Raw genomic sequence first — 25,811 nt, forward strand, 5'->3', positions numbered from 1 at the left:
GATCAGGCCCCTCGATAAGGGCTCAGCTCAGACCAGGGCCAGGGCCAGGGCGTAGACCGCCGGATCGACGTTGCCGCCGGACGCCACGACCACGGCGGTCCGGCCGTCAAGGGCGAGCTTGCCGCTCAGCAACGCGGCCAGCGCCGTCGCCCCGCCCGGTTCGATCACCAGCTTGAGATGGCGGAAGGCGAACGCCATCGCCGCCAGGGCCTCGTCGTCCGACACCGTCAGCGCGCCGCTGAGCTTGCGCTTGTTGAGCGGGAAGGTCAGCGCCCCCGGCCGCGTCATCAGCAGGGCGTCGCACAGGCTGGGCCCGGGCGGGACGATCTCGACGATCTCGCCGGCCGCCAGGCTGCGGCCGTGGTCGTCGTAGCCCTCGGGTTCGACGGCGTAGAGCGCGGTCGCCGGGGACAGGGCGTCAAAGGCCAACCCGACGCCGGCGATCAGGCCGCCGCCCGAGGCCGGGCTGAGCAGCAGATCGGCCTTGGTCTCCAGGGCCTCCAGCCGCCGCGCGACCTCCAGGCCGATGGTGCCCTGGCCGGCGATGACGTAGGGGTCGTCATAGGAGGGCACCACGACCGCGCCCGTCTTGGCGGCGACGGCGGCGGCGATCACCTCTCGCGATTCGGTGAAGCGGTCGTAGGTGACGATCTCGGCGCCCCAGGCGCGCGTGGCGTCCATCTTGATCGTCGGGGCATCCGCCGGCATGACGATCACCGCCTTGATCCCCAGCAGGTGCGCGGCCGCGGCGGCGCCCTGGGCGTGGTTGCCGGACGAGAAGGCGACGACCCCGCGGCCGCGCTCCTCCTCGGTCAGGCTGGACAGGCGGTTGAACGCGCCGCGGAACTTGAACGATCCGGTGCGCTGGAGGGTTTCGGCCTTGACGAAGACCTTGCCGCCGACGGCGGCGTCGAGGACGTCGGAGCGCAGCAGCGGCGTTTCGACCGCGAAGCCGCGCAAACGGTCGGCCGCCGCGAGAACGTCGGCGAAGGCGGGAAGCTGAACTTGAGGCATGGCGCAGTTCTAGCGCCCCGCCCCGGCCTGGCAAGGGCCGATCGGCGCGGCGGACGCCTCAGTCGATCACGAGACCGTATAGCAGGCCGTCGAGCATGACGCGCTCCAGCTCGTCCTGCGGCGACCAGTTGAAGTCCGGCCGTGCGATCAGCAGCGCCGCCAGCCCGTGGACGGCCGCCCACAGGGTCTGGGCCGCGCTTTCGACCGTGCCGGTGCGCAGGCGGCCGCTGGCGGCGATCTCGGCCACCACGCCCTTGAACCGCTCGAAGCAGAGCTCGCCCAGGTCGGTGACGAGGTCCTTCTTTTCGCCGACGATCTCGCGCGGCGTGGCGCAGAACACGATCAGGTAGGCGTTCGGATTGTCGAGCGCGAAGCGCATATAGGCCTCGAGCATCAGCCGCACGCGGGCCACCGGGTCGACCGGGCGGGCGGCGATCTCGGTGTTGATGGTCAAAAGACTGCGGATCGACTGCTCGCAGATCTCCATGAGGATTTCCGCCTTGTCGCGGAAATGCATGTAGAGCGCCGTCGAAGACACTCCGACCTCGTCGGCGATCTTGCGGATGGTGGCGCCTTCGTAGCCCTCGGCGATGAAGATACGCTCCGCCGCCTCGAGGATCTCCGCGCGGCGCAGATGACCGTCGCCCTTCGCCTTGCGGGCCGATTTGGCAGGTTTCTTGAGCGTGATGGTCACGAAAACGGCTCCCTCCCACCGATGGACCTTCAACTAAACGGGAATCACGCTGTTGTCGCAAGGTGAACATGCCGCAGGTCACGTTCGCGACGACTGGACTTGCCCGCCCCCCCGGGCTTAAGGCGGACGCATGACCGCTTCCGCCCGCCCGCCCGCCGTCGCCCCCGCGCCGATCGTCATGCGCACGACGGCCTGGAAGGACTACGCCCTGATCGACAGCGGCGACGGGCGCAAGCTGGAGCGCTACGGACGCTACCGCGTGGTCCGCCCCGAGCCGCAATGCCTGTGGCGGCCCCGCCTGGACGCCGCCGCCTGGGCCGGGGCCGACGCCGTCTTCGACCCCACCGACGAGGACGAGGCCGGCCGCTGGCGTTTCTCCCGGCCGCCGGCCGAGACCTGGCCGCTGGCCTGGGGGGACGTGCGCTTCCACGGCCGCTTCACCGCCTTCCGCCACCTGGCCTTCTTTCCCGAGCAGGCCGCCAACTGGTCATGGCTGGACCAGCGGGTCAGAAACTCAAAAGAGCCTCTGAAAATATTGAATCTGTTCGGCTATACCGGCGTCGCCAGCCTGGTCTGCGCCGCCGCCGGCGCCGCGGTCACCCATGTCGACGCCTCCAAGAAGGCCATCGGCTGGGCGCGCGAGAACGCCGCGCTGTCCAAGCTGGAGGACCGGCCGATCCGGTGGATCTGCGAGGACGCCCGACGCTACGTCCAGCGCGAGGTCAAGCGCGGCTCGCGCTATGACGGCGTCATCCTCGACCCGCCGAAATACGGGCGCGGCCCGACCGGCGAGGTCTGGCGGCTGTTCGAGGATCTTCCCGAACTTCTTGGCCTATGCGCCGAGCTTCTTTCAGAAAAAGCGTCGTTTCTCATCCTCAACGCCTATGCCGAGCGCATCTCCGGCCTGTCCCTCGCCGGCCTGATGGCCGGGCATGCGGCCGGGCGCGGCGGCGCGATCGACTGGGGCGAGCTGGCGCTGATGGAGGAAGGCGGCGAGCGCGGCGTCGGCCTGTCGTTCTTCGCCCGCTGGAGCGGCCAGCCATGACCGTGCGCCAGATCACCTCGCTGTCGAACCCCACCGTCAAGTCCGTCCGCGCCCTGCACATGCGCAAGGAGCGCGAGGAAAGCGGCCTGTTCCTCGCCGAGGGCCTGAAGATCGTCGTCGAGGCCCTCGACACCGGCCACGCCCCGCAGATCCTGCTCTACGGCCCCGAGGCCAGGGACCATCCGGTGCTCAGGCGCGCCGTCCAGGCCGCCGTCGCCGCGGGCGGCGAGGTGATCGAGGTCAACCGCGACATTCTCGAAAAGGTGTCGCGGCGCGACAACCCGCAGACCGTCGTGGCGGTGTTCAGGCAGGCGTTCGTCCCGCTGGAGGCCCTGCGCCCGCACAGCGCCAAGTGCTGGGTGGCGCTGCAGGCGGTCCGCGATCCCGGCAACCTGGGCACCATCGTGCGGACGGCCGACGCGGCCGGCTGCGGCGGGGTCATCCTGGTCGGCGACTGCTGCGATCCCTATTCGGTCGAGGCGGTGCGGGCCACCATGGGTTCGATCTTCGCCGTGCCGCTGATCAAGACCGGCGTCGCCGAGTTCATCGCCTGGCGCCAGTCGTGGCCTGGCTCCGTGGTCGGCACCCTGCTGACCGCCTCGGTGGACCATCGCCACGCCCAGTACCAGCACCCCGCCCTGATCCTGATGGGCAACGAACAGGCGGGCCTGCCGCCCGAGCTGGCCGCCGTCTGCGACGTCAACGTCAAGATCCCGATGCGCGGCCGCGCCGACAGCCTCAACCTGTCGGTCGCCACCGGCGTCATGATCTACGCCGCCACGGACTAGGTTCCGCGCGGCTTGGCGCGGGTGGTGGGCGCGGCGGCGGCCGGGTCCTCGGGCCAGACGTGACGGGGATAGCGCCCCTTCATCTCGACGCGGACCGCCTTCCACGAGCCCGCCCAGAAGCCAGGCAGGTCCTTGGTCACCTGCACCGGCCGCCGCGCCGGCGACAGCAGCGCCAGCGTCAGCGGCGCCCGGCCGTCGGCCACGGCGGGATGCGCGGCCAGCCCGAACAGCTCCTGCACCCTGATCTCGATGCGCGGACCGCCCTCGGCGGCGTAGTCGATCGACGCCCGCGTGCCGGTCGGCGCGGTCCAGGCCGCCGGGAGCAGCCGGTCGAGCCCTTGCCGTTCGGGCCAGGACATCAGCCCAGCCAGCGCCCCGGCGAGGGCGTGGTCGTCCAGGCCGGCCAGCGTCGAGCGGCCGGCGACCAGCGGCGCCAGCCAGTCGTCGAGCCGGGCGATCAACGCCGCCTCGCTCATGTCGGGGGCGGCCGATTCGTCCAGGCCGCGCGCGAAAGCGACCCTGGCCCGCAGGGCCTGGCTCTGCTCGCCCAGATTCAGGGCCGAGAGCCCTTCGTGGCGCACCCGGTTCAGCAGCACCTCGGCAATCAGGGCGGGATCGGGCCGGTCCAACAGCCTCTCCTCGACGATCAACCGCCCAAGACGGCGGACCCGGCGGGCGCGCACCCGCCCCTTGGGGTCGGTCTCGACGCGGTCCTCCTCGATGATCTGGCCGGCGAAGGCCTCGGCCAGGGCGGCGGGCTCCAGCGGCGCGGCGAGCAGGACGCGGTCGCGGCTGGCCCCGCCGCCCAGTTCGGCCACCGCCAGCCAGGGCTCGCGCGCAAGCGCGTCGGTCGGCTCGACATAGACGCCGCGGCCGGTGACCAGCTGGAACTCGCCCGCGCCGCCGCGAGCCTTGGCCACCCGTTCGGGATAGGCCTCCGCCAGGAGCAGGCCGTCGTCGGGCGGTTCGGCCTCCTTCGTCCCGCCTCCAGGCCCGCGCGCGGCCTCGCCCGCCGTCCGGGCCCAGCGGTCGGCCAGCGCCCGCGCGTCGCGCGCCCGGGGACCGCTCTCGCGCTCGAACCGCTCCAGCCGGCGACGCAGGTCTGCGTCGGCGCCGCCCAGCCCCCGCTCGGTCAGCAAGGCGGCGACCAGGGCCGCCCTGCGGCCGGCGCCGCGCCGGGCGCCCCACACCACCATGTGCGCCAGCCGGGGCGGCAGCGGCAGGCCGGCGATCGCCCGGCCATGCGCCGTCAGACCGCCGGCCGCATCGAGGGCGTCGAGCCGGAACAGCAGGTCTCGCGCCTCAGCCATCGCCGCCGCCGGCGGCGGATCGAGGAAGGCCATGCCGTCGGCGTCCCGCGCGCCCCAGCGGGCGAGGTCGAGCGCCAGCCGGGCCAGGTCGGTTTCGAGAATCTCCGGACGGGCGAACGCCGGCAGCGCCCGGGTCTCCGGCTCGTCCCACAGGCGGTAGCAGACGCCTGGGCCGGTGCGGCCGGCCCGTCCGCGCCTCTGGTCGGCGGCGGCCTGCGACACGCGAACGGTCTCCAGCCGCGTCAGCCCGCTGGCCGGATCGAAGCGCGGCGCGCGGACCAGGCCGCAGTCGACGACCGCCCGCACCCCCTCGATGGTCAGGCTGGTCTCGGCGATCGAGGTGGCCAGCACCACCTTGCGCACGCCCGGCGCGGGCGGGGCCACCGCCCGGTCCTGGTCGCGCACGTCGAGCGCGCCGTAGAGGGGCGCGATCTCCAGGCCCGGCAGGCGGACAGTGTCGCGCAACACCTGCTCGACGCGGCGGATCTCTCCCTGCCCCGGCAGGAAGACCAGGACGCCGCCCTCCTCCTCGGCCAGGGCCTTGCCGACGGCGCGGGCCGCCTGGTCCTCGATGCGCCGCTGCGCGTCGCGCCCCAGATAGCGGGTCTCGACCGGGAACATGCGTCCCTGGCTCTCGATCACCGGCGCCTCGCCCAGCAGCCACGCGACCCGGGCGCCGTCCAGCGTCGCCGACATCGCCAGCAGGCGCAGGTCGTCGCGCAGCAGCGTCTGGCTCTCCCGGGCGAAAGCGAGACCCAGGTCGGCGTCGAGGCTGCGTTCGTGGAACTCGTCGAACAGCACGGCGGCGACGCCGTCCAGGCCGGGATCGTCCAAGATCATGCGGGTGAAGACGCCCTCGGTCACCACCTCGACGCGGGTCCGGGCCGACACCTTGGACTGCATGCGCACCCGGAAGCCGACCGTCTCGCCGACAGGCTCGCCCAGGGTGCGGGCCATGCGGTCGGCCGCCGCCCGTGCGGCCAGACGCCGCGGCTCGAGCACGATGATCCTGCCGCCCGCCGCCCAGGGCTCGTCCATCAGCGCCAACGGCACCACGGTAGTCTTGCCCGCTCCGGGCGGAGCGACCAGAACGGCGGCGTTCCGGCCCCGCAAGGCCGCTTTCAGGGACGGCAGGGCGTCGTGGATCGGCAGCATGGCGATGCAATAGCCTCGCCCTCCGGCCGCGTCACCTCTGCCTGCAAACCCGGCGCGGGCCGCACAATCCTTGCAGGGCTCCTCGCGATGATCGCGAAAGCGTTGCGCCGCGCCGCGCGTCTCACTAACGTCCCGCGCCACAGTAACCACACGCGCAGCGTCCGGGGGCGTCATGCGCTTTAGGGGGAACCCCAATGGCCGAAAACAGCGCTAGGCGCGGAAACAGGCTCTTTATAAAGAAATCCGTCGATCAAATTCAGCGCGAGGCCAATACTCACGCGCTGAAGCGGACCCTGGGGCCTGTGAACCTCGTGTTCCTAGGCATCGGCTGCATCATCGGCGCCGGCATCTACGTCATGACCGGCAACGCCGCGGCGAACTTCGCCGGACCGGGCGTCATGCTCTCCTTCGTGATCGCGGGCGTCGCCTGCGCCCTCGCCGGCCTGTGCTACGCCGAGCTGTCCTCGACCATGCCGGTCGCCGGCTCGGCCTACACCTATTCCTACACCACCCTCGGCGAGGTGTTCGCCTGGGTGATGGGCTGGCTGCTGGTGCTGGAATACGGCGTCGCGGCGGCCACGGTGGCGGCGGGCTGGACCGGCTACGCCACCAGCCTGCTCAAGGACGTCGGGATCATCATCCCGCCCCACCTGTCGACTTCGTTCATCCAGTCGGTCGCCCAGCCGGACGGCTCGCTGCAGTTCGTCACCAGCCACAGCTTCAACCTGGTCGGCGCGGCGGGCATCCTGCTGGTCACCGGGCTGCTGGTCATCGGCGTCTCGGAATCGGCGACCGTCAACAACGTCATCGTGCTGGTGAAGGTCGGCATCCTGCTGCTGTTCCTCGGCTTCGGGGTCTTCTACATCAACACCGCCAACTGGCACCCCTTCATCCCGCCCAACCAGGGCGGCTTCACCTACGGATTGCCCGGGGTCTTCCGCGCCGCCTCGGTGATCTTCTTCGCCTATGTCGGCTTCGAGGCGGTATCCACCGCCGCCGCCGAGGCCAAGAACCCGCAACGGGACATCCCCGTCGGCATACTCGGCTCGCTGGTGGTCTGCACCCTGATCTACATGGCCGTCGCCGCCGTGCTGACCGGCGTGGTGCCGTTCAAGCAGCTCGGCGTGCCCGAGCCCATCGCCGTGGCCGTCGACGCCATGCACCTTCCCTGGTTCGCCAAGCTGATCAAGATCGGCGCCATCGCCGGCCTGTCCTCGGTGATGCTGATCCTGACCTACGGCCAGACCCGGGTGTTCTTCGCCATGGCCCGCGACGGCCTGCTGCCCAGCGTCTTCGCCCGGCTGCACAAGAAGTTCCGCACCCCCTGGATCGGCACCCTGCTGCTCGGCTCGGCCATCGCCGTCGCCGCCGGCCTGCTGCCGATCACCATCCTGGGCGACCTCGTCAGCCTGGGCACCGCCACGGCCTTCGCCATCGTCTGCATCAGCGTCATGTACCTGCGCAGCCAGCGTCCGGACCTGGAGCGTCCGTTCAAGGTGCCCGGCGGCGGCTTCTGGATCGGCAAGGCCTGGATCGGCGTCGTGCCGGTGCTCGGCATCCTGGCCTGCGGCGTGCTGGCCTATCCGCTGATCGCCGACATCATCATCAAGGCCACCCACGGCGACGCCATCCCGGCGATCCTGCTGTGCTCGTACCTGGCCATCGGCGCGGTGATCTATCTGAGCTACGGCCTGTGGAACTCGCGCCTGGCCAAGGGCCTGGACATCCTGGAGGTCGGACAAGGGCCGGTGGACGCCATCGCCCACGGGGTCGAGAAGTAGCACCCGTCCGTCGCAAGGCGAGATCGAAGCCCGGGCCTCGCGCCCGGGCTTTTTTCTTTTCGGGCCTTTTCTAGCGGCTCCTGAACGCCGATCATGCGCGGCCATTCCAAGGAAACGCCGTGGACGCTTCTCCCATCAAGGCGCTGATCGCGCCGGTCACGCCCTTGCAGCAGAACTGCACGATCGTCTGGTGCGCCAAGACCAACAAGGCGGCGATCATCGATCCCGGCGGCGAGGTTCCCCGCCTGCTCAAGGCCCTGGCCGACCAGGACCTGACGCTGGAGAAGATCTGGATCACCCACGGCCACCTCGACCACGCCGGCGGCGCGGCGGCCTTGCAGGAGGCTACGGGCGTCCCGATCGAGGGCCCGCATCCCGACGATCAGTTCTGGATCGACGACATCGGCGTCAACGGCGCGCGCTGGGGCATGCCGGACGCCCGCAGCTTCACGCCCGACCGCTGGCTGGGCGACGGCGACGTCGTCACCCTGGGCGAGACCGAGTTCGAGGTGGTCCACTGCCCAGGCCACACGCCCGGACACGTGGTGTTCTTTCATCGCCAGGCGCGTTTCGCCCAGGTTGGCGACGTGCTGTTCAAGGGCTCGATCGGCCGCACCGATTTCCCGCGCGGGAACTTCGACGACCTGATCGCCTCGATCACCGGCAAGCTCTGGCCGTTAGGCGGCGAGGTCCAGTTCGTGCCTGGCCATGGCCCGATGTCGACGTTCGGGGCCGAACGGAAGTCGAACCCCTACGTCTCGGACCTCGCCGTCGAATCGATGGAGGTCTAGGCCGCCGGCTCGACCACCACGGCGGTGCCGTAGGCCAGGACCTCGGTGATGCCCTCCATGATCTCGTTGGCGTCGTAGCGCATGGCGATGACGGCGTTGGCGCCCTGTTCCTGGGCGTGCTGGATGAGGTGCTCATAGGCCTCCTGGCGCGCCTGCTCCGCCAAGTTCACGAAGACCGACAGCTTGCCGCCGAACAGGCTCTGAACGCCGCCGGCGAAATTGCCGAGGACGCTGCGCGAGCGGACCGTGATGCCGCGGACGACGCCGATATGCCGGACGACGCGATAGCCCGGCAGATCGTTGGTGGTGGAGACGAGCATTGACGATTGTCCTTCATCCAAATTGGAGGGTGCGCCGCATTTGACCTGTTGCGCCGCGTTTCCTCCAGTAGCGTCCGTGTTACGAGTCTGAAATCGGCCGGCCATCCGGCGCTGACACAAGACGGTATGGACGACATGGACATCGGCGCGCAGCGGAGCGCCCGCATTCTGATGGTGGACGACGACCCCGGCATCCGGGATGTCGTCTCCGACTTCCTGATCAAGCACGGCTACACGGTCGAGACCGCCGCCGACGCGGCCGGCATGGAGCGCGTGCTGAACCAGGGCCCCGTGGACCTCTTGGTCCTCGACATCATGCTGCCGGGCGAAGACGGTCTGGCCATCTGCCGGCGGCTGGCCCGCCCGGAGGGCCCGGCGATCATCATGCTCTCGGCCATGGGCGAGGAGACCGACCGCATCGTCGGCCTCGAGCTCGGCGCCGACGACTACCTGCCCAAGCCCTGCAATCCGCGCGAGCTGCTGGCCCGCATCCGGGCGGTGCTGCGCCGCCGCCAGGAACCGCGCGGCGGCGAAGGCGCCCTGGGCGCCGGGGTCGAGTTCGCCGGCTGGCGGCTGGACCTGGTGCGCCGCGAGCTGCGCACGCCGCAGGGCGTGGTGGTCAACCTGTCGAGCGGCGAGTTCTCGCTGCTGCGCGCCTTCGTCGAACGGCCGCAACGGGTGCTGACCCGCGACCAGCTGCTCGATTTCGCCCGCGGCCCCGACACCGAGGCCTATGACCGGGCCATCGACGTGCAGATCAGCCGCCTGCGCAAAAAGCTGGAGGACGGCGCCGGCGGCCAGGAGCTGATCCGCACCATCCGCAACGAAGGCTACATGTTCACGGCCAAGGTGACGCGCACGTGAGCGAAGCCCCGCGCGTCAATCGGCTGCGGCCGAAGACCGCCCCCCTGTTCGCCCAGGTCCTGGCGCTGATCATCCTCAGCCTGGTCGCGGCCACGCTGCTCAACATCTGGATCATCCTCGCCCTGCCGCCGCCGACGCCGGACTTCTACCGGCTCAGCGAGGTGGTCCAGGCCTATCACGGCGGCTCGGTCGTCGCCCGCGACGGCCGGCCGCTGGTGCTGCGGGTCGCCGACAAGCCCCCGACCATCGATCCCGCCGACCGCCGCGCGCGCTCGATGGCCCACGACTTCGCCGAGAGCGCCGGCGTCGCGCCCGACCGGGTGGTGGTGGTCGCCCACCGCGTCCGCCTGTTCCCCGAGCGCCGCCCGCCGCCGCCGGGCGGTCCCGAGGGCGACCGCCCGGCCGGGTCCGCCGCCGCCGCGTCGCCGCCCGGCGATCGCGGCTGGTCCCGCGCCCAGCGCGCGCGCCGGCCGGCCGAGTTTCGCGGCGAGCGCATCCTGGTCTCCCCCTTCAAGGTCGGCGTCCGTCGCGACGACGGCCGCTGGACCATCGTCGAGCCCAAGCCGTCGCTGGCGCCGGACCCCTGGCAGCTGCGGACGTTGCTGTGGCTGGCCTTGGCCGTCGTCGCCCTGGCGCCGGTGGTCTATCTCTTCGTCCGCCGCCTGACCGCGCCGATCGCCCTGTTCGCCGAGGCCGCCGAGCGCCTGGGCCGCGACCCGCGCTCGCCGCCGCTGTCCATCCGCGGGCCGGCCGAGGTCGGCGTGGCGGTCAGCGCCTTCAACGACATGCAGGAGCGGCTGCGCCGCTATGTCGAGGACCGCACGGCCATGATCGGGGCCATCGCCCACGACCTGCGCACCCCGCTGACCCGCCTGCGCTTCCGCATCGAGGCCGTTCCCGAAGAGGTGCGGGCCAAGATGAGCGAGGACATCGACCAGATGGAGGCGATGGTCGCCGCCACCCTGTCCTTCGTCCGCGACGCCACCCGGCCGGGCGAGCGCACCCGCCTTGAGCTTTCGTCCCTGCTGGAGAGCCTGACCGACGAAATGGCCGAGACCGGGGCCGACGCGGCCATGGACAGCGCCGAGAAGGTGGTGATCGAGGGCGATCCGCTCGGCCTGCGCCGGCTGTTCTCGAACCTGCTCGACAACGCCGTCAAGTTCGGCGGATCGGCGCGGGCGCGGGTGTTCGTCGAGGACGGCTCGGCCGTCGTCGAGATCGACGACCATGGTCCGGGCGTGCCGGACGAGCAGCTGGAGCGCGTCTTCGAGCCGTTCTACCGTCGCGAGCCCTCCCGCTCGCGCGAGACCGGGGGGATCGGCCTCGGCCTGGCGGTGGTCCGCTCCATCGCCCGGGCCCATGGCGGCGACGCCGAGCTGCGCAACCGCGCCGGGGGCGGCTTGACCGCCCGCGTCCACCTGCCCCTATGACGACCGACCTGTTGGAGACGGCGCGCCCATGATCCGCCCTTTGATGCTCGCCGGCGTCTGCGCCGCCCTGGCCTGCGGCGGCGCGGCGTCGGCCCAGCCCGCGCCGGCGCCCGGCGAAGACGGCCGCGACGCCGGCCATCAGGGCGATCGCCGTCGCCCGGCGCGCGAACAGGTGTTCATCAGCCCCAGCGGCGAGCCCTTCCGCGCGCCCATGGACCAGCCCTATCCCGTGGTCCAGTGGTTCCAGCGCGCCGACGCCGACCACGACGGCGTGCTGACCTTCGAGGAGTTCAAGGCCGACGCCATGGCCTTCTTCGACAAGCTGGACACCGACCACGACGGCGTCATCGACGGCTTCGAGACGTCCGACTACGAGCAGAAGGTCGCGCCGGAGATCATTCCGCGCATCGCCCGCGACGACGAGGAGGACGCCCCGCCCAAGGCCGAACGCGGCCGCAGCGGCCGGGGCGGCGGCTTCTGGAAGGGCGGCGGCGACCGCGCCCAGGCCGGCGGCCTCGGACGGCTGCAGGGCGCAGCGCCCTACAGCCTGCTCAACGAGCCCGAGCCGGTGCGGGCGGCGGACGCCAATTTCGACCAGAGGATCACCCGGGCCGAATGGCTGGCCGCCACCCGGCAACGCTTCCAGCTTCTCGACAAGAAGGGCGACGGCCGCCTGACCCTGGCCGACCTGCCGAAGACGCCGGCGCAGCAGCTGGCCGAGCGCGCCAGGGACGGACGCGACAAAGCCGGACGCGACAGGCGGAGCGACGGCGGCCGATAAGGTTCTCTATCAACCGCGTAAGATAAGATGCGCTGCGCCGGCCGGCCTGTGTATGTATTGCGACAGCCTGACCGGAATGGCGCGAGGCCGTTTCGCATAGGCCGTTGGGCATGACCGCGCCAGTGAACAGAACCACGTTCCAAACCCTTTCGCCGGACGCCGACCGGCGGCCGCTTTCAGCGCACCTGAAACGGTTGGAAGCGGAATCGATCGAGATCATCCGCGAGGTCGCCGCCGCCTTCGACAACCCGGTGATGCTCTATTCGATCGGCAAGGATTCCGGCGTCATGCTGCACCTCGCCGCCAAGGCGTTCTATCCGGGCAAGCCGCCCTTCCCGCTGCTGCACGTCGACACCACCTGGAAGTTCGCCGACATGATCCGCCACCGCGACACGGTGGCCGAGCGCTACGGGATCAAGCTGCTGGTCCACATCAACGAGGAAGGCCTGGCGCGGGGCGTCAACCCGATCGCCTCCGGCTCCTCGCTGCACACCCAGGTGATGAAGACCGAAGGGCTGAAACAGGCCCTCGACCGCTACGGCTTCGACGCGGCCTTCGGCGGCGCCCGCCGCGACGAGGAAAAGAGCCGCGCCAAGGAACGCATCTTCTCGTTCCGCTCGGCCGGCCACGTCTGGGACCCGCGCAACCAGCGGCCCGAGCTCTGGCGGCTGTACAACACCCGGGTCAACAAGGGCGAGACCATCCGCGTCTTCCCGCTGTCCAACTGGACCGAGCTCGACATCTGGGAATACACCCGCGCCGAGGCCATTCCGATCGTGCCGCTGTATCTGGCCGCGCCGCGCCCCGTCGTGGAGCGCGACGGCCTTTTGATCCTGCGCGACGACGACCGCATGCCGCTGCTGCCGGGCGAGGTCGAGGAGACCCGCTGGGTGCGGTTCCGCTCGCTGGGCTGCTACCCGCTCAGCGCCGCCGTGGAATCCCAGGCCGCCACCCTGGACGACATCATCGCCGAGATGCGCGCCAGCCGCACCTCCGAGCGCCAGGGCCGCCTGATCGACAGCGACGAGTCCGCCTCGATGGAGAAGAAGAAGCGCGAGGGCTATTTCTGATGGACGACGCGCCCCGCGCCTCCGACTTCCAGGCTGACGCCGACGGCAAGAGCCTGCTGCGCTTCCTGACCTGCGGCTCGGTCGACGACGGCAAGTCGACCCTGATCGGCCGACTGCTCTACGAATCGAAGCAGATCTTCGACGACCACCTCGCCGCCCTGGAGCGCGACTCCAAGAAGCATGGCACCACGGGCGAGGACATCGACCTGGCCCTGCTGGTCGACGGCCTGGAGGCCGAGCGCCAGCAAGGCATCACCATCGACGTCGCCTACCGCTTCTTCGCCACGGCGCGCCGCTCGTTCATCGTCGCCGACACCCCCGGCCATGAGCAGTACACCCGCAACATGGCCACCGGCGCCTCGAACGCCGACCTGGCCATCATCCTGATCGACGCGCGCAAGGGCGTGCTGACCCAGACCAAGCGGCACAGCTACATCTGTTCGCTGCTGGGCGTGCGCCACGTGGTCGTGGCGGTGAACAAGATCGACCTGCTGGACTACGACCAGGCCGCCTTCGCCCGCATCGTCGCCGAGTACCAGGCCTTCGCCGACAAGCTCGGCTTTGCGTCGATCACGCCGATCCCGCTGTCGGCCCGGTTCGGCGACAACGTCACCGTCCGCTCGCCCCAGACCGGCTGGTATCAGGGACCGACCCTGGTCGAGCATCTGGAGACCATCGACGTCGAGAGCGACGCGGCCGCCAAGCCGTTCCGTTTCCCCGTGCAATGGGTCAACCGGCCCAACCTCGACTTCCGGGGCTTCGCGGGCACCATCGCCTCGGGCGCGATCAAGGCCGGCGATCCCATCGTCGTCGCCGCCTCCGGCAAGCAGACCCGCGTCGAACGCATCGTCACCGCCGACGGCGACCTTGCCGAGGCCCGCGCCGGCGACGCCGTGACCCTGACCCTGGCCGACGAGGTCGACGTGGCGCGCGGCGACGTGCTGGTCCCGCCGACCGAGCGGCCCGAGGTCGCCGACCAGTTCGCCGCCCACGTGCTGTGGATGGCCGAGGAGGCCCTGCTGCCCGGCCGCCCCTATCTGATGCGGATCGGCACGAGCTATACGCCGGTCAAGATCACCGCGCTGAAGCACAAGGTCGACGTCGACACGCTCGAGCATCTGGCCGGCAAGACCCTGGCCCTGAACGAGATCGGCTTCTGCAACCTGTCGACGGCGACGCCGGTGGCGTTCGACGCCTATGCCGACAACCGCGAGACCGGCGCCTTCATCCTGATCGACCGCTACACCAACGCCACGGTCGGCGCGGGGATGATCAGCTTCGGCCTGCGCCGGGCCGCCAACATCCACCGCCAGGACCTGATGGTCAGCCGCCCCGAACGCGAGGCTCTGAACGGCCACAAGCCGGCGGTGTTGTGGTTCACTGGCCTGTCGGGCTCGGGCAAGTCGACCATCGCCAACCTGGTCGAGCGCGAACTGCACGACCGCGGCGTGCGCACCTTCCTGCTCGACGGCGACAATGTCCGCCACGGACTGAACCGCGACCTGGGCTTCACCGACGAGGACCGGGTCGAGAACATCCGCCGCGTCGGCGAGGTGGCCAAGCTGTTCGTCGAGGCGGGCCTGGTGGTGCTGTGCTCGTTCATCTCGCCGTTCCGGGCTGAGCGCCGCATGGTGCGCGAGCTGTTCGGCCAGGACGAGTTCATCGAGGTCTTTGTCGACACCCCGCTGGAGACCTGCATGGCGCGCGATCCCAAGGGGCTGTACGCCAAGGCCAAGGCCGGGCAGATCGCCCACTTCACCGGCGTCAACTCGCCGTACGAGGCGCCGGACGCGGCCGAGCTGACCCTGTCCACCGCCGAGGCGACGCCGGCCGAGGCGGCGGCGGCGGTGATCGAGGACCTGACGGCGCGGGGCGTGCTCTAGCCTCCCCGCTCCGATGGCGCCTCACCCGCCGCCGATCAGGCCGGCGATGATGTTGATCCCCAGGGCCAGCACGGCGGTGTTGTAGATGTAGGCCACGGCGGCGTGGGCGGTGATCAGGTTGCGCAGCCGCGCGGTCAGGACATTGGTGTCCGACACCTGGAAGGTCGCCCCGATGCAGATCGACAGATAGACGAAGTCCATATAGGTGCGCGCCGGCTCGCCGGGAAACTCGAACCCGCCGTTGATCGCGCCGTCCCGGTTGCGGTCGCCGAAGTGCCGGTGGGCGTAGTGCAGGACGAACACCGTCTGCAGCACCAGCCATGACACCACTAGGGCCGCCCCTGCCAGGCCCGCCGCCGGCGCCCGCGCCGCCTCGCCCGCCCTGTGGGCCGCGCCCAGCAGCAGCACGATGCCGACCAGACCGGCCGCGACCGCCGCCAGCACGATGCCGAGCAGGGCCAGGGGCGGCTCATCCTCGGCCGCCGCCCTTCGTCGCAGGACCTGGCCGTCGTCGGTCAGGAACAGCCGCCAGCAGACCGCGAGGTAGATCAAGGCGCCCCCGATCCAGCCGATCAGGAACCGCGCCGCGGGCGGCGCGCCGAACAGGGGCGCCGCGCCCCAGATCGCCACCCCGGCCGCGAGGCCGACGATCAGCCGCCAGTGCAGCTTGACCGGCGTGAGCATGCGCATGTCTCGGCCTCCGATTTGCCCGGCCATCTAACGCCGATTCCCGATTCCAGGTTTTCAAGGAAACCAGTTCGCCGCCGCGCGGGTTTGACTCTTCGTCCTCACCTCATAGGCGTCGCCATGCCCGATCCCGAACCGCCGGATCCGCCCGCGCCCGAAACGCCGCCCGAAGCCCCGCCCGAGCCCGAGGAGATTCCACCGCCGGCGCCGTTTCCGGGCGAGCCAGGCGACGACCGGCCCCACGACCGCCGCGCCCGGTCCGCACGCTAGGAGCAGACGGATGGACGCCTCCGGCCGACGATGGCGCGACGACGTTGTAGCCCTGATCCCCACCCTGCGGGCCTTCGCCTGGTCGTTGTCGCACAACGCCGCCGACGCCGACGACCTGGTGCAGGAGACCCTGGCCAAGGCCTGGATCAACCGCGACCGGTTCGAGGATGGCAGCAACCTGCGCGCCTGGCTGTTCACCATCCTGCGCAACACCTTCTACACCTCGGCGGCGCGGCGGCGGCGGGAGGTGGGCGACCACGACGGCCTGCACGCCGCCGGCCTGAGCGCCGAACCGGGCCAGGAATGGCGGCTGGAGCTGCAGGACCTGCGCGAGGCCCTGGCCCGGCTGCCCGACGAGCACCGCGAGGCGCTGGTGCTGGTCGGCGGCGCCGGCCTGACCTACGAGGAAGCGGCGGAGGTCTGCGGCTGCGCCCTCGGCACGATCAAGAGCCGGGTCAACCGCGCCCGCAACCGGTTGAAACAGGCCCTGGAGGAACCGGCCGTGTCTTCTCAGGATTCCGAGGCCGGCTCGTCGCCCGCCCGTTCGCGGCGATAGGCGTCCTCCAACTGGTCGGCCAGGTCTATGAGGTGATCGGGAGCCGGCGTTTCGGCGACAGTATCGAACATCGCCTTCAGACGCCGGTCGGCCCTGGCGCCCCTGTCCCTGGAACTACCGATCCCGCGTGCGCCCTTGGCCATGCCCAAGCCCGTGAGTCCTTGCGCTCACTGTCGCGCCTCCATCGAGGTTTGCAAGCCGGTTCGCGCGGCGGGCGACGTCGAAACCGCGGACGAGGTTTCAAGGCGTTGGCGTCGGCCCGCCGCTTGGCCTAGCCTTCCAGCAAAACAGGGCGAGGGGATTCTGGGATGTGGCCGCTGATCGGCGTCGCCGTCGTGGTCGCGGGCTTCGTGGCCCGCGTCAATCCGTTGCTGGTGGTCGCCGCCGCCGTGCTGGCCACCGGCCTGGCCGCCGGGATGACGCCGGTGGAGGTGGTCTCGGCCTTCGGCAAGGCCTTCAACGAGAACCGCTATGTCGGCTTGGTCTGGCTGGTCGTCCCGGTCATCGGCCTGCTGGAGCGCGCCGGCCTGCAGGAACGGGCCAAGCACCTGATCGGCAAGGTGCAGGCCGCGACCACGGGCCGCCTGCTGCTGCTCTATCTGTTCCTGCGGCAGGTCACCGCCGCCTTCGGGCTCAACTCCCTGGGCGGGCACGCCCAGATGGTGCGCCCCCTGATCGCGCCGATGGCCGAGGCCGCCGCCGAGAACCGTCACGGCCCCCTGCCCGCGAGAGCCCGCGAACTGATCAGGGCCAACGCCGCGGCGGCCGACAACATCGGCGTGTTCTTCGGCGAGGACATCTTCATCGCCATGTCCTCGATCCTGCTGATCCGCGGCGTGCTCGAACATAGCGGCGTCATGGTCGAACCCCTGCACCTGTCGGTCTGGGCCATACCCACCGCCGTCGCCGCCCTGTTCATCCACGGCGCGCGGCTGCTGCTGCTCGATCGCCGGCTGGCGCGGACGCTGGCGGCGCAGGGTCCGGCGGAGAAGGCCGAATGATCCGCCTGGAGCATGTCTACGCCCTGGCCGGGCTGATGTTCGCGGCCATCTCGATCCTGAACCTGCGCGACCGGTCGAATTCCAAGCGGTTCAAGACCGCCCTGTTCTGGGCCCTGGTGGCGGCCAGCTTCCTGTTCGGCGCCCGCCTCGGCGACTTCGCCAACGGCCTGGTCGCCCTGGCCCTCGCCGCGCTGGCCGGCTTCGGCGGCCTGGGGCGCGGCAGCATCGCCACCACCTCGCCGGAAGAGCGCCGCGAAGGCGCGCGCCGCCATGGCGACCGGCTGTTCATCCCGGCGGTGATCATCCCCGTCGTCGCCCTGCTCGGCTCGCTATTCCTCAAGCAGGTTCAGTGGGGCGGGACCCCGCTGCTGGAGCCCAAGCAGGCGACGCTGATCTCGCTGGCCCTCGGCGTGCTGCTGGCGCTCGCCGTCGCCCTGCCGATGCTCAAGGCCCCGCCCGCCGCGCCGGTTCGCGAGGCCGCCCGGCTGATGGACGCCGTGGGCTGGGCGGCCATGCTGCCGCAGATGCTGGCCGCCCTGGGCGCGGTGTTCGCCATGGCCGGCGTCGGCCGCATCGTCGGCGACCTCACCGTGCAGTGGCTGCCGCTGGACACCCGCCTCGCCGCCGTCTGCGCCTACGCCGTCGGCATGGCCCTGTTCACCGTGATCATGGGGAACGGCTTCGCGGCCTTCCCGGTGATGACGGCGGCCATCGGCCTGCCGCTGATCGTCGGCAAGTTCGGCGGCGACCCCGCCGTCATGGGCGCTATCGGCATGTTGTCGGGATTTTGCGGAACGCTGATGACGCCGATGGCCGCCAATTTCAACATCGTGCCCGCCGCGCTGCTGGAGCTGAAAGACCGCAACACGGTCATCCGGGTCCAGACGCCGACCGCGTTGCTGCTCCTGCTCGTCAATATCGGATTGATGTATGTCCTCGCCTTCCACTGAGCGTTTTCCCGTCCTCACCGTCGAGACCGCCGGACGGTTCGCCGCCATCGCGCTGGGCCACGTCGGGCGGGAGTTCCCGAACAAGCTGGACCACGTCATGGACGGCCCGCAGGACGCCCTGACGCCCCGCGCCCTGCATCCGGTCTTCTTCGGCAGCTACGATTGGCACTCGTGCGTGCACGGCTACTGGCTGCTGGCCCGCCTGCTGCGGCTGCGGCCGGACATGGCCGAGGCCGGCGCCGTCCGCGCCCTGTTCGACGAGGCCTTCACCCCCGCCAAGGTGGCGGTCGAGACCGCCTATCTCGATCGGCCCGCCAGCCGGGGCTTCGAGCGCCCGTACGGCTGGGCCTGGCTGCTGATGCTGGCGGCCGAGCTGCGGCGTGGCGACGCGCCCGAATTCGCCGGCTGGTCGGAGACCCTGGCCCCGCTGGCCGAAGCCTTCGCCGACCGGTTCAAGGCGTTCCTGCCCAAGGCGACCTATCCCGTGCGGGCCGGCGCCCACACCAACACCGCCTTCGGCCTGCGCCTGGGCATGGAATACGCCCGCGCCGCCGGAGACGCCGGCCTGGACGCCCTGTTGAGCGCCAAGGCCCGGGAATGGTACGCCGCCGACGTCGACTGCCAGGCCTGGGAGCCGAGCGGCGACGACTTCCTCTCGCCGGCGTTGGTCGAGGCCGAGTGCATGCGCGCAGCCCTTCCGGCCGACGACTTCGCCGAGTGGTTCGGCCGCTTCTTGCCGCGCCTTGAGGCCAGGCAGCCGCAGACCCTGTTCCAGCCCGCCACGGTCAGCGACCGTTCGGACGGCAAGATCGCCCATCTCGACGGCCTCAACCTCAGCCGGGCCTGGTGCTGGCGCGGTCTGGCCGAGGCCGCGCCCGCCGGATCGGCCTTGCGGGGGATCGGCTTCGAGGCGGCCAGGGTCCACCTCGACGCCAGCCTGCCCCACGTCGCCGGCGACTATATGGGCGAGCACTGGCTGGCCAGTTTCGCGCTGCTCGCCCTCACCTGACCCCGCGCCCTCGAAATTCGCCGACGGGAGGCCTTGCATATTTTAGATAGTTTGCTACCTATCTTTTATGGATGAGGATCGGATTCTTCGCGAGGCCGGCGTGACGCGCGGTTTTACGCGCCTGGCGCGGATCTACCGGCGTGAGATCAACCACGCCCTGGCCGAGCATGGCCTGTCCGACGCCAAGGCCATGCCGGTCCTGCACGTCAGCCGTCTGGGCGAAGGCGTGCGCCAGGGCGTGCTGGCCGAGGACATGGGCCTGGAAGGCCCCTCGCTTGTCCGGCTGCTCGACCAACTCTGCGCCGCCGGCCTGATGGAGCGCCGCGACGATCCCGCCGACGGCCGCGCCAAGCTTCTCCACCTCACCGACGACGGCCGCGCCATGGTCGCGATCATCGAGGACGCCCTGCAACAATTGCGCAGCCGGCTGCTTAGGGAGGTCTCCGACGCCGACCTCGAGGCCGCGATCAGGGTGTTCGACGCGCTGGAGACGGCCACGGGAGCAGGCCCCGCCTGACCCGCCCATGAAGATCAAGATCGACCGCGCGGCGGCGCTGTTCTCGGCCAACAGCTTCGCCGCCGCCATGCTGGCCCTGTTCATCGGCTTCAGCCTGGGCCTGCCGCGTCCCTACTGGGCGATGACCACGGCCTATATCGTCAGCCAGCCCCTGTCCGGCGCGGTCCGCTCCAAGGCCGTCTACCGGGTGGCCGGCACCCTGCTCGGCGCCGCGGCGGCGGTGGCCCTGGTCCCCAACCTGGTCAACTCCCCGCTCCTGCTCAGCCTGGCCCTGGCGATCTGGGTCGGCGGCTGCCTGGCGGTGTCGCTGCTGGACCGCACGCCGCGCAGCTACGTGCTGATGCTGGCCGGCTACACCGCGGCGATCATCGGCTTTCCCAGCGTCGGCGCGCCGGCCGGCGTGTTCGACGCCGCCGTGGCCCGGACGGTGGAGATCACCCTGGGCATCCTCTGCGCCGGCCTGATCCACAGCCTGGTGTTTCCGCGCCCGGTCGGCGCGGTGTTGTCGGCGCGGATCGGGACATGGCTCGACGACGCCGACCGCTGGGCGCTCGACCTGCTGACGCGGCGTCCCGACGGCGAGGTCGATCGCGACCGCCGCCAGCTGGCGGGCGCCGCCACCGACATCCACCTGCTGTCGACCCACCTGCCCTTCGACACCTCGCGCCTGCGCGAGACCACGGCCGCCGTCCGCGTCCTGCACGAACGCATGCTGCTGCTGGTGCCGGCCCTGTCGGGCCTTTCCGACCGGCTGGCCGCCTTGCGGGCCGAGGGCCGCGAGCCGGGGCCGGAGACCGCAGCCCTGATCGACGAGGCCGCCGCCTGGATCGGCGCCGGTTCCGGCTGGGACGAAGCCGCTCCCCTGCTGGCGCGGCTGCGGGCTCGGGCCGACGCGCTCTCCCCCGACGCGGCCTGGCCCGCCCTGCTCGAGGTCAGCCTGACCGCCCGGCTCCACGACGTCGTCGAGCGCCTGCGCGACGCCCGCGCGGCGCTGGGCCACATCCGCGAACGCTCCCCCCTTCCGGCGCCCCTGGCCGCCGCGCCGGACGTCGCGGCCAAGCGCCGCCTGCACCGCGACTACGGCCTGGCCGCCCTGTCCGGCCTCGCCGCCGCCGTGGCGGTGTTCGGCGTCTGCGCCGCCTGGATCGGGACCGGCTGGCCCGACGGCGCGGCGGCGGCGGTGATGGCGGCGGTGTTCTGCTGCTTCTTCGCCTCCCAGGACGATCCGGCCCCGGCCATCGCCAATTTCGGCCTGTTCACCCTGGTGTCGTTGCCGATAGCCGCCGCCTACCAGTTCGCCGTCCTGCCCCGGATCGACGGCTTTCCCATGCTGGCCATGGTCCTGGCCCCCACCTTGCTGGCCCTGGGCGTGTTCGTCGCCAGCCCGCGCCACGCCGGTTCGGCCATGGCGGTGCTGATGGGCTTCTGCAACGCCTTGGCCCTGCAGGAGACGTTCAACGCCGATTTCGCCGGCTTCCTCAACGCCAACCTCGCGCAGTTCGTCGGCCTGTTCGCCGCCATCGGCGTCACCCGGCTGATGCGCTCGATGAGCGTCGACGCCTCGGCCCGCCGCCTGCTGCGCCAGACCTGGCGCAACCTGGCCAGGCAGACGCGGCGCAACGACGTGCCGACGCCGGCGGCGTTCGCCGACATCCTGGTCGACCGTCTCGGCCTGCTGACGCCAAAGCTCGCCGCCGGCGGCGGCCGGGGCGACCTCGTCGGCGTCGACGCCCTGCGCGACCTGCGCATCGGCATGAACCTGATGGCCATCCAGCGGGCCCGCCCAAGCCTGGGCGCGGCCGCCGATCCCGCCGGCCGCCTGCTCGCCGCCGTCGGCGACCATTTCGCCGGCCTGGCGGCCCGGCCCGGACGACGCCAGCCCCCGCCGCCGACGCTCGACGCCCTCGACGAGACCCTGCGGCAGGCCGTCCGGCGGCCGCCCTCCCCGGAAAGGCTCGGCGGCGTCAGCGGCCTGATCGGCCTGCGCCGCAACCTGTTCCCCGACGCCCCGGCCTATCGGGCCGACGCCCCGGAGCCGACCCCATGATCCGAGAATTCGACGTCCAGGGCGTGCTGCTCTCATCCGTGCTGGTCTCGGCCCTGATCGCCTTCGCCGGCTCCTTCCTGCTGCGCAAGGCGCTCTCGCGCCTGGGCGCCTATCGCTTCGTCTGGCACCCCGCCCTCTTCGACGTGGCGCTGTTCGTCATCCTCTGGGGCCTCGTGGTCTGCCTCCCCCTGCCCCTCCTTTCCTGATCGATCGCCATGAAGACCTATCTCACCAACGCCCTGCGCATCGCCGTCACCCTGGCCTTCGTCGCCGCCGCCGTCTTCGCGGGAAGCAAGCTGTGGCGGCGCTATCAGGTCGAGCCGTGGACCCGCGACGGCCGCGTCCGCGCCGACGTCGTGCAGATCGCCCCGGACGTCTCGGGCCTGGTCACCGACGTGGCGGTGGCCGACAACCAGCCGGTCAAGCGTGGCCAGGTGCTGTTCCATGTCGACCGCGCCCGCTACGCCATCGCCCTGCGGCAGGCCCAGGCCGCCGTCGCCGCCCAGGGCGCGGCGCTCGACCAGGCGCGCCGCGAGGCCGCCCGCAACCGCGCCCTCGGCGACCTCGTCGCCCAGGAGACCGCCGAACAGAGCCGCGCCCGGGTCGAACAGGCCGCCGCCGCCCTCGCCCAGGCCGAAACCAGCCGCGACCTCGCCGCGCTGAACCTGCAACGCACCGTCGTCGTCGCGCCGATGGACGGCTATCTCAGCGACCTGCCGCTGCGGGCCGGCGACTATGTCACGGCGGGCAAGCCGGTGATGGCCCTGGTCGACGTCGCCTCGTTCCATGTCGAAGGCTATTTCGAGGAGACCAAGCTGAAGGGCGTGGCCATAGGCCAACAAGTCAGTATACGGATCATGGGCGACGGGCGTCCCCTTCGCGGCCACGTCCAGAGCATCAGCGCCGGCATCGAGGACCGCGAACGCACCAGCGGCGCCAACCTGCTGCCCAACGTCAACCCGACCTTCAGCTGGGTGCGGCTGGCCCAGCGCGTCCCGGTGCGCATCGCCCTCGACGAGACGCCGAACGACCTGCGCATGATCGCCGGGCGCACGGCCACGGTCGCGATCGTCGGCGGCCCGGGCGACGGCCGGCGCGCCGCCGAGGCCGCCCAGGCCGGGGGCATCGGCCGATGAGCGCCCTTCGCCGCCTGCTGGCCGTCGCGGGCGCGGCGGCCCTCACCGCCGCCTGCGCCGCGGTCGGTCCGAACTATCGCCTGCCCGAAGGGGCCGTGGTCAACGCGCCGGCCGCCAAGGCGGCCTTCGTCGGTGCCGATTTCGCCGCGGTCAACCAGGCTCCGGTTCCTGACGACTGGTGGCGGCTCTACGACGACCCGGTCCTCGACGGCCTGGTCGAGCAGGCCCTGGCCGCCAACGCCGACCTGCGCGTCGCCGCGGCCAACCTGGAGCGGGCGCAGGCCGCCGTCAGGGAGACCGTCGCGGCCGGCGAGCCGCAGGGCGGCCTATCCGCCACGGCGGCCCGCGACCAGGCGTCGGGCGAGTCGTTCCTGCTGCCGCACGCGCTTCCCGCCGAAAACCTGGCCGACGCGGGCTTCAAGGTCTCCTACCAGATCGACCTGTTCGGCCGGTTGCGCCGCGCGGCCGAGGCGGCGAAGGCCGACGCCGACGCCAGCCAGGCCGCGCTGGAGGCGGCTCGCGTGACGACCGCCGCCGAGACGGCTCGCGCCTATGTCGAGGCCTGCTCGGCCGGCGAACAGGCCGCCGCCGCCGGGCGCCTGCTCGACCTGCAGCAACGCGCCGTCTCGGTCGCCGAACGGATGGAGCGGGCCGGACGGGGCGCGCCCATCGACGTGCTCCGGGCCAAGGCCCAGGCCGACCAGCTGCGCGCCGAGCCGCCGGTCTTCGAAGCCCAGCGCCGCGCCGCCCTCTACAAGCTGGCCGTTCTCACCGGCAAGCCGCCGGCCGAGTTTCCCAAGAGCGTGGCGGCCTGCTCGCGCCCGCCCGCCCCGAGCGGCCCGATCCCCGTCGGCGACGGCGCCGGCCTGTTGAAGCGCCGCCCCGACGTGCGGCAGGCCGAACGCGTCCTCGCCGGCTCCACGGCCCGCATCGGCGTCGCGGTGGCCGCCCTCTATCCCAGCGTCAGCCTCGGCCTGTCGGCTGGGGCCACCGGCCTGCTGGCCGACATCGGCCAACCCGCCACCCAGCGCTGGAGCTTCGGGCCGTTGATCTCGTGGACCTTCCCCGGCGGCGGCGAGCGGGCGCGGATCGCCGAGGCCGAGGCCGGCCAGAAGGCCGCCCTCGCCCGCTTCGACGGCGTCGTGCTCAACGCCCTGCGCGAAACCGAGACCGGCCTGACCCTCTATGCGCACGACCTCGACCGTCACGCCGCGCTCAAGGCCGCGCGCGACGAAGCGGCCCAGGCGGCCGATCAGGCCCGGCGGCTCTACACGGCCGGGCGCAGCCCCTATCTCAGCGGCCTGGACGCCGAGCGGTCCCTCGCCGCCGCCGAAAGCGCCCTGGCGGCGTCGGACGCCCGTCTGTCGCTGGATCAGGTCAACCTGTTCCTGGCGCTGGGCGGCGGCTGGAGCGGCGGCGGGCAAGCCGGAGCGACTAAAGGTTAGGAGACGCGGCGGTGGACGCCGCTGGACCAAGATGAGGTCCTCGGTGTGTTGGTCCAGAAGCGTCGCAATAAGGCGGTGACCGCCACACCTGCCTGACGAAGCTCGCTCGTGATCCGGCCATGTCGATCCACAAGGTCATGGTCTGGGCTGGACACAGCGACATAAGCATCACAGTCAGCCGCTACGCCCATCTACGGCCCGAGGACAGCCTCGACGCGCTGAATGTTCTGGAAGACAAAGCGCCTTATATCATTCGGGATTGTTGGCGGAGACGGAGGGATTCGAACCCTCGATACCCTTTAGAGGTATGACGATTTAGCAAACCGTTGCCTTCAGCCACTCGGCCACGTCTCCGGCGAAGGGCTGCTTAGCTGCTTCGCGCGGCGGGCGCAATGGCGTGACGCTTATCTGACGCTTTCGTCCACGGCCGCCGTCAGCGGATGATGTCCACCGCCGCGCCGTCCATCGTGCGGGCGCCCTGCCAACGGTCGGGATCGGTCGGGCGCAGGCGCGCCGCCGTCGCGCCGGCGACGGTGAACAGCCTGATCTCGCCCGAGATCAGCTCCCAGCCCGCCACCTCGCCCAGGCCGGCTGGACAGCCGCGCCCGACGGCGGCGCGCTGGACCGCGCCCGTCTGGTCGCCGAACAGGTAGAGCGCGCAACGCGACCATGCGCCGCGCTTGCCCATCCGCCAGCGCCCCGACGCGGCGCCGATCTCGTCGTTGCGCGCGAGCGCCATGCCGCCGAACCCGTGCCCGGCGTCGACCGGAGCCCAGCCAAGGCTGGATTTCTCGACGTCGCCTGGGGTCGCGGCGGCTGTTCTCGGCTCGGTCACGGGCGGGACGGCGTAGCCCAGTCCCGTGGTCATGAACTCGCTGGCCCCTTGGGACTGCGACTGGGTCTGGCTCTGATTGAGCAAAGGCGAGATGGTCATATTCGTCGAACTCTGGGTATTGTTCGGCGGCGTCTGGCCCCAGGCCCCCGCCGAAACCATCGCCCCGAGACCGACGCCCGCGCAGCCCGCGGCGCCCCATGCCGAAAACCTGACCATGCCCGCCGCCCGTTCCCTGAAACAGGATTAAAATGGAAGAGTTGGAAACTCGCCCCTCAGGGAAAAATGGTCGCGTGGGGGGCGAAATGCATTGACCAACTCGCTTGACGGGGCGCCTTCACCTATTCCGACCAGTCTTTCGACCTGCCGGATCGGCGCATTTGATAAACTTCTCTTCACCTTGTGTATTAACGGCAAGCACACTCGGGGCTGGCA

Annotated in this window: 24 protein-coding genes and 1 tRNA gene; 18 read left to right on the top strand and 7 right to left on the bottom strand. The window is 71.2% G+C overall.

Features of this window, described 5'->3' with window-relative positions; genetic code table 11:
- Nucleotides 1-27: 27 nt before the first annotated feature.
- Both C5708_RS02245 and C5708_RS02250 read right to left on the bottom strand, forming a co-directional pair.
- Nucleotides 28-1,014, bottom strand: coding sequence for a threonine/serine dehydratase (locus tag C5708_RS02245; protein WP_242917391.1), 987 nt, complete (start codon nt 1,012-1,014; stop codon nt 28-30).
- A gap of 58 nt (nt 1,015-1,072) precedes the next feature.
- The gene (locus C5708_RS02250; protein ID WP_242917393.1) at nt 1,073-1,708 is read right to left on the bottom strand and encodes a TetR/AcrR family transcriptional regulator; all 636 of its coding nucleotides are present in this window, start codon (nt 1,706-1,708) and stop codon (nt 1,073-1,075) included.
- Between the two features lie 130 nt (nt 1,709-1,838).
- Between C5708_RS02250 and C5708_RS02255 the strand changes: the two genes are divergently transcribed.
- Complete coding sequence (locus C5708_RS02255; protein WP_242917395.1) at nt 1,839-2,753, top strand: class I SAM-dependent methyltransferase; 915 nt, start codon at nt 1,839-1,841, stop codon at nt 2,751-2,753.
- Nucleotides 2,750-3,541, top strand: a complete 792-nt coding sequence (locus C5708_RS02260) for an RNA methyltransferase (RefSeq protein WP_242917397.1) — start codon at nt 2,750-2,752, stop codon at nt 3,539-3,541. The genes C5708_RS02255 and C5708_RS02260 overlap by 4 nt, the downstream gene beginning before the upstream one ends.
- On the opposite strand, the gene hrpB is transcribed toward C5708_RS02260, so the two are convergent.
- Entirely contained in the window at nt 3,538-6,006 is a 2,469-nt protein-coding gene (gene hrpB / locus C5708_RS02265; RefSeq protein ID WP_242917399.1) for an ATP-dependent helicase HrpB, read from the bottom strand. The genes C5708_RS02260 and hrpB overlap by 4 nt on opposite strands.
- A 302-nt stretch (nt 6,007-6,308) precedes the next feature.
- Here hrpB and C5708_RS02270 point away from each other — a divergent pair, with 302 nt between their 5' ends.
- Together C5708_RS02270 and C5708_RS02275 are read left to right on the top strand one after the other, a co-directional pair.
- Complete coding sequence (locus C5708_RS02270; RefSeq protein WP_347566989.1) at nt 6,309-7,787, top strand: amino acid permease; 1,479 nt, start codon at nt 6,309-6,311, stop codon at nt 7,785-7,787.
- Nucleotides 7,788-7,906: 119 nt separating this feature from the next.
- Nucleotides 7,907-8,578: an MBL fold metallo-hydrolase gene (locus C5708_RS02275; RefSeq protein ID WP_242917403.1), complete on the top strand. Its 672-nt coding sequence runs from the start codon at nt 7,907-7,909 to the stop codon at nt 8,576-8,578.
- Here the strand turns inward: C5708_RS02275 and C5708_RS02280 are convergent.
- On the bottom strand, nt 8,575-8,898 hold the full coding sequence (locus tag C5708_RS02280) for a heavy metal-binding domain-containing protein (protein ID WP_242917405.1): 324 nt from the start codon (nt 8,896-8,898) through the stop codon (nt 8,575-8,577). The genes C5708_RS02275 and C5708_RS02280 overlap by 4 nt on opposite strands.
- 126 nt (nt 8,899-9,024) lie before the next feature.
- Here C5708_RS02280 and C5708_RS02285 point away from each other — a divergent pair, with 126 nt between their 5' ends.
- The 5 genes from C5708_RS02285 (at nt 9,025) to cysN (ending at nt 14,926) form a co-directional block, all read left to right on the top strand.
- Nucleotides 9,025-9,762, top strand: a complete 738-nt coding sequence (locus C5708_RS02285; protein WP_242917407.1) for a response regulator — start codon at nt 9,025-9,027, stop codon at nt 9,760-9,762.
- Nucleotides 9,759-11,192 carry a HAMP domain-containing sensor histidine kinase gene (locus tag C5708_RS02290; protein WP_242917409.1) on the top strand — a complete coding sequence of 478 codons (1,434 nt, stop codon included), beginning with the start codon at nt 9,759-9,761 and terminating at the stop codon, nt 11,190-11,192. Before C5708_RS02285 ends, C5708_RS02290 begins: the two co-directional genes overlap by 4 nt.
- A 28-nt stretch (nt 11,193-11,220) precedes the next feature.
- Complete coding sequence (locus C5708_RS02295; protein WP_242917411.1) at nt 11,221-11,973, top strand: EF-hand domain-containing protein; 753 nt, start codon at nt 11,221-11,223, stop codon at nt 11,971-11,973.
- Between the two features lie 122 nt (nt 11,974-12,095).
- Nucleotides 12,096-13,043 (top strand): sulfate adenylyltransferase subunit CysD, encoded by a 948-nt coding sequence (gene cysD / locus C5708_RS02300; protein ID WP_242917413.1) that lies wholly within the window; start codon nt 12,096-12,098, stop codon nt 13,041-13,043.
- Nucleotides 13,043-14,926, top strand: coding sequence for a sulfate adenylyltransferase subunit CysN (cysN, locus tag C5708_RS02305; protein WP_242917415.1), 1,884 nt, complete (start codon nt 13,043-13,045; stop codon nt 14,924-14,926). Before cysD ends, cysN begins: the two co-directional genes overlap by 1 nt.
- A 21-nt stretch (nt 14,927-14,947) precedes the next feature.
- Here the strand turns inward: cysN and C5708_RS02310 are convergent, their stop codons facing one another.
- Complete coding sequence (locus C5708_RS02310) at nt 14,948-15,616, bottom strand: DUF1345 domain-containing protein (RefSeq protein WP_242917417.1); 669 nt, start codon at nt 15,614-15,616, stop codon at nt 14,948-14,950.
- Nucleotides 15,617-15,893: 277 nt separating this feature from the next.
- Here C5708_RS02310 and C5708_RS02315 point away from each other — a divergent pair, with 277 nt between their 5' ends.
- The 9 genes from C5708_RS02315 to C5708_RS02355 all read left to right on the top strand — a co-directional run bounded on the left by C5708_RS02315 (nt 15,894) and on the right by C5708_RS02355 (nt 24,544).
- Nucleotides 15,894-16,439 carry a sigma-70 family RNA polymerase sigma factor gene (locus C5708_RS02315; RefSeq protein ID WP_242917419.1) on the top strand — a complete coding sequence of 182 codons (546 nt, stop codon included), beginning with the start codon at nt 15,894-15,896 and terminating at the stop codon, nt 16,437-16,439.
- 308 nt (nt 16,440-16,747) lie between these two features.
- Complete coding sequence (locus C5708_RS02320; RefSeq protein ID WP_242917421.1) at nt 16,748-17,440, top strand: DUF969 domain-containing protein; 693 nt, start codon at nt 16,748-16,750, stop codon at nt 17,438-17,440.
- Nucleotides 17,437-18,390, top strand: a complete 954-nt coding sequence (locus C5708_RS02325; protein WP_242917423.1) for a DUF979 domain-containing protein — start codon at nt 17,437-17,439, stop codon at nt 18,388-18,390. The genes C5708_RS02320 and C5708_RS02325 overlap by 4 nt, the downstream gene beginning before the upstream one ends.
- Entirely contained in the window at nt 18,371-19,399 is a 1,029-nt protein-coding gene (locus tag C5708_RS02330) for a DUF2891 domain-containing protein (protein WP_242917425.1), read from the top strand. Before C5708_RS02325 ends, C5708_RS02330 begins: the two co-directional genes overlap by 20 nt.
- A 100-nt stretch (nt 19,400-19,499) precedes the next feature.
- A complete protein-coding gene (locus C5708_RS02335) occupies nt 19,500-19,916 on the top strand; it encodes a MarR family transcriptional regulator (RefSeq protein ID WP_242917427.1) in 417 nt (138 codons plus the stop codon).
- A 7-nt stretch (nt 19,917-19,923) separates the two neighbouring features.
- A complete protein-coding gene (locus C5708_RS02340; protein ID WP_242917430.1) occupies nt 19,924-21,963 on the top strand; it encodes an FUSC family protein in 2,040 nt (679 codons plus the stop codon).
- Complete coding sequence (locus C5708_RS02345; RefSeq protein ID WP_242917431.1) at nt 21,960-22,169, top strand: DUF1656 domain-containing protein; 210 nt, start codon at nt 21,960-21,962, stop codon at nt 22,167-22,169. The genes C5708_RS02340 and C5708_RS02345 overlap by 4 nt, the downstream gene beginning before the upstream one ends.
- A gap of 9 nt (nt 22,170-22,178) precedes the next feature.
- Nucleotides 22,179-23,099, top strand: a complete 921-nt coding sequence (locus tag C5708_RS02350; RefSeq protein ID WP_242917433.1) for an efflux RND transporter periplasmic adaptor subunit — start codon at nt 22,179-22,181, stop codon at nt 23,097-23,099.
- Complete coding sequence (locus C5708_RS02355; protein WP_242917435.1) at nt 23,096-24,544, top strand: efflux transporter outer membrane subunit; 1,449 nt, start codon at nt 23,096-23,098, stop codon at nt 24,542-24,544. Before C5708_RS02350 ends, C5708_RS02355 begins: the two co-directional genes overlap by 4 nt.
- A 263-nt stretch (nt 24,545-24,807) precedes the next feature.
- On the opposite strand, the gene C5708_RS02360 is transcribed toward C5708_RS02355, so the two are convergent.
- Together C5708_RS02360 and C5708_RS02365 are read right to left on the bottom strand one after the other, a co-directional pair.
- Nucleotides 24,808-24,898 (bottom strand) — tRNA-Ser (locus tag C5708_RS02360).
- A gap of 79 nt (nt 24,899-24,977) precedes the next feature.
- Entirely contained in the window at nt 24,978-25,478 is a 501-nt protein-coding gene (locus C5708_RS02365) for an AprI/Inh family metalloprotease inhibitor (protein ID WP_242917437.1), read from the bottom strand.
- Nucleotides 25,479-25,811: the final 333 nt, after the last annotated feature.

It is taken from the genome of Caulobacter sp. CCUG 60055 (assembly GCF_022750545.1).
GTDB lineage: Bacteria > Pseudomonadota > Alphaproteobacteria > Caulobacterales > Caulobacteraceae > PUIC01.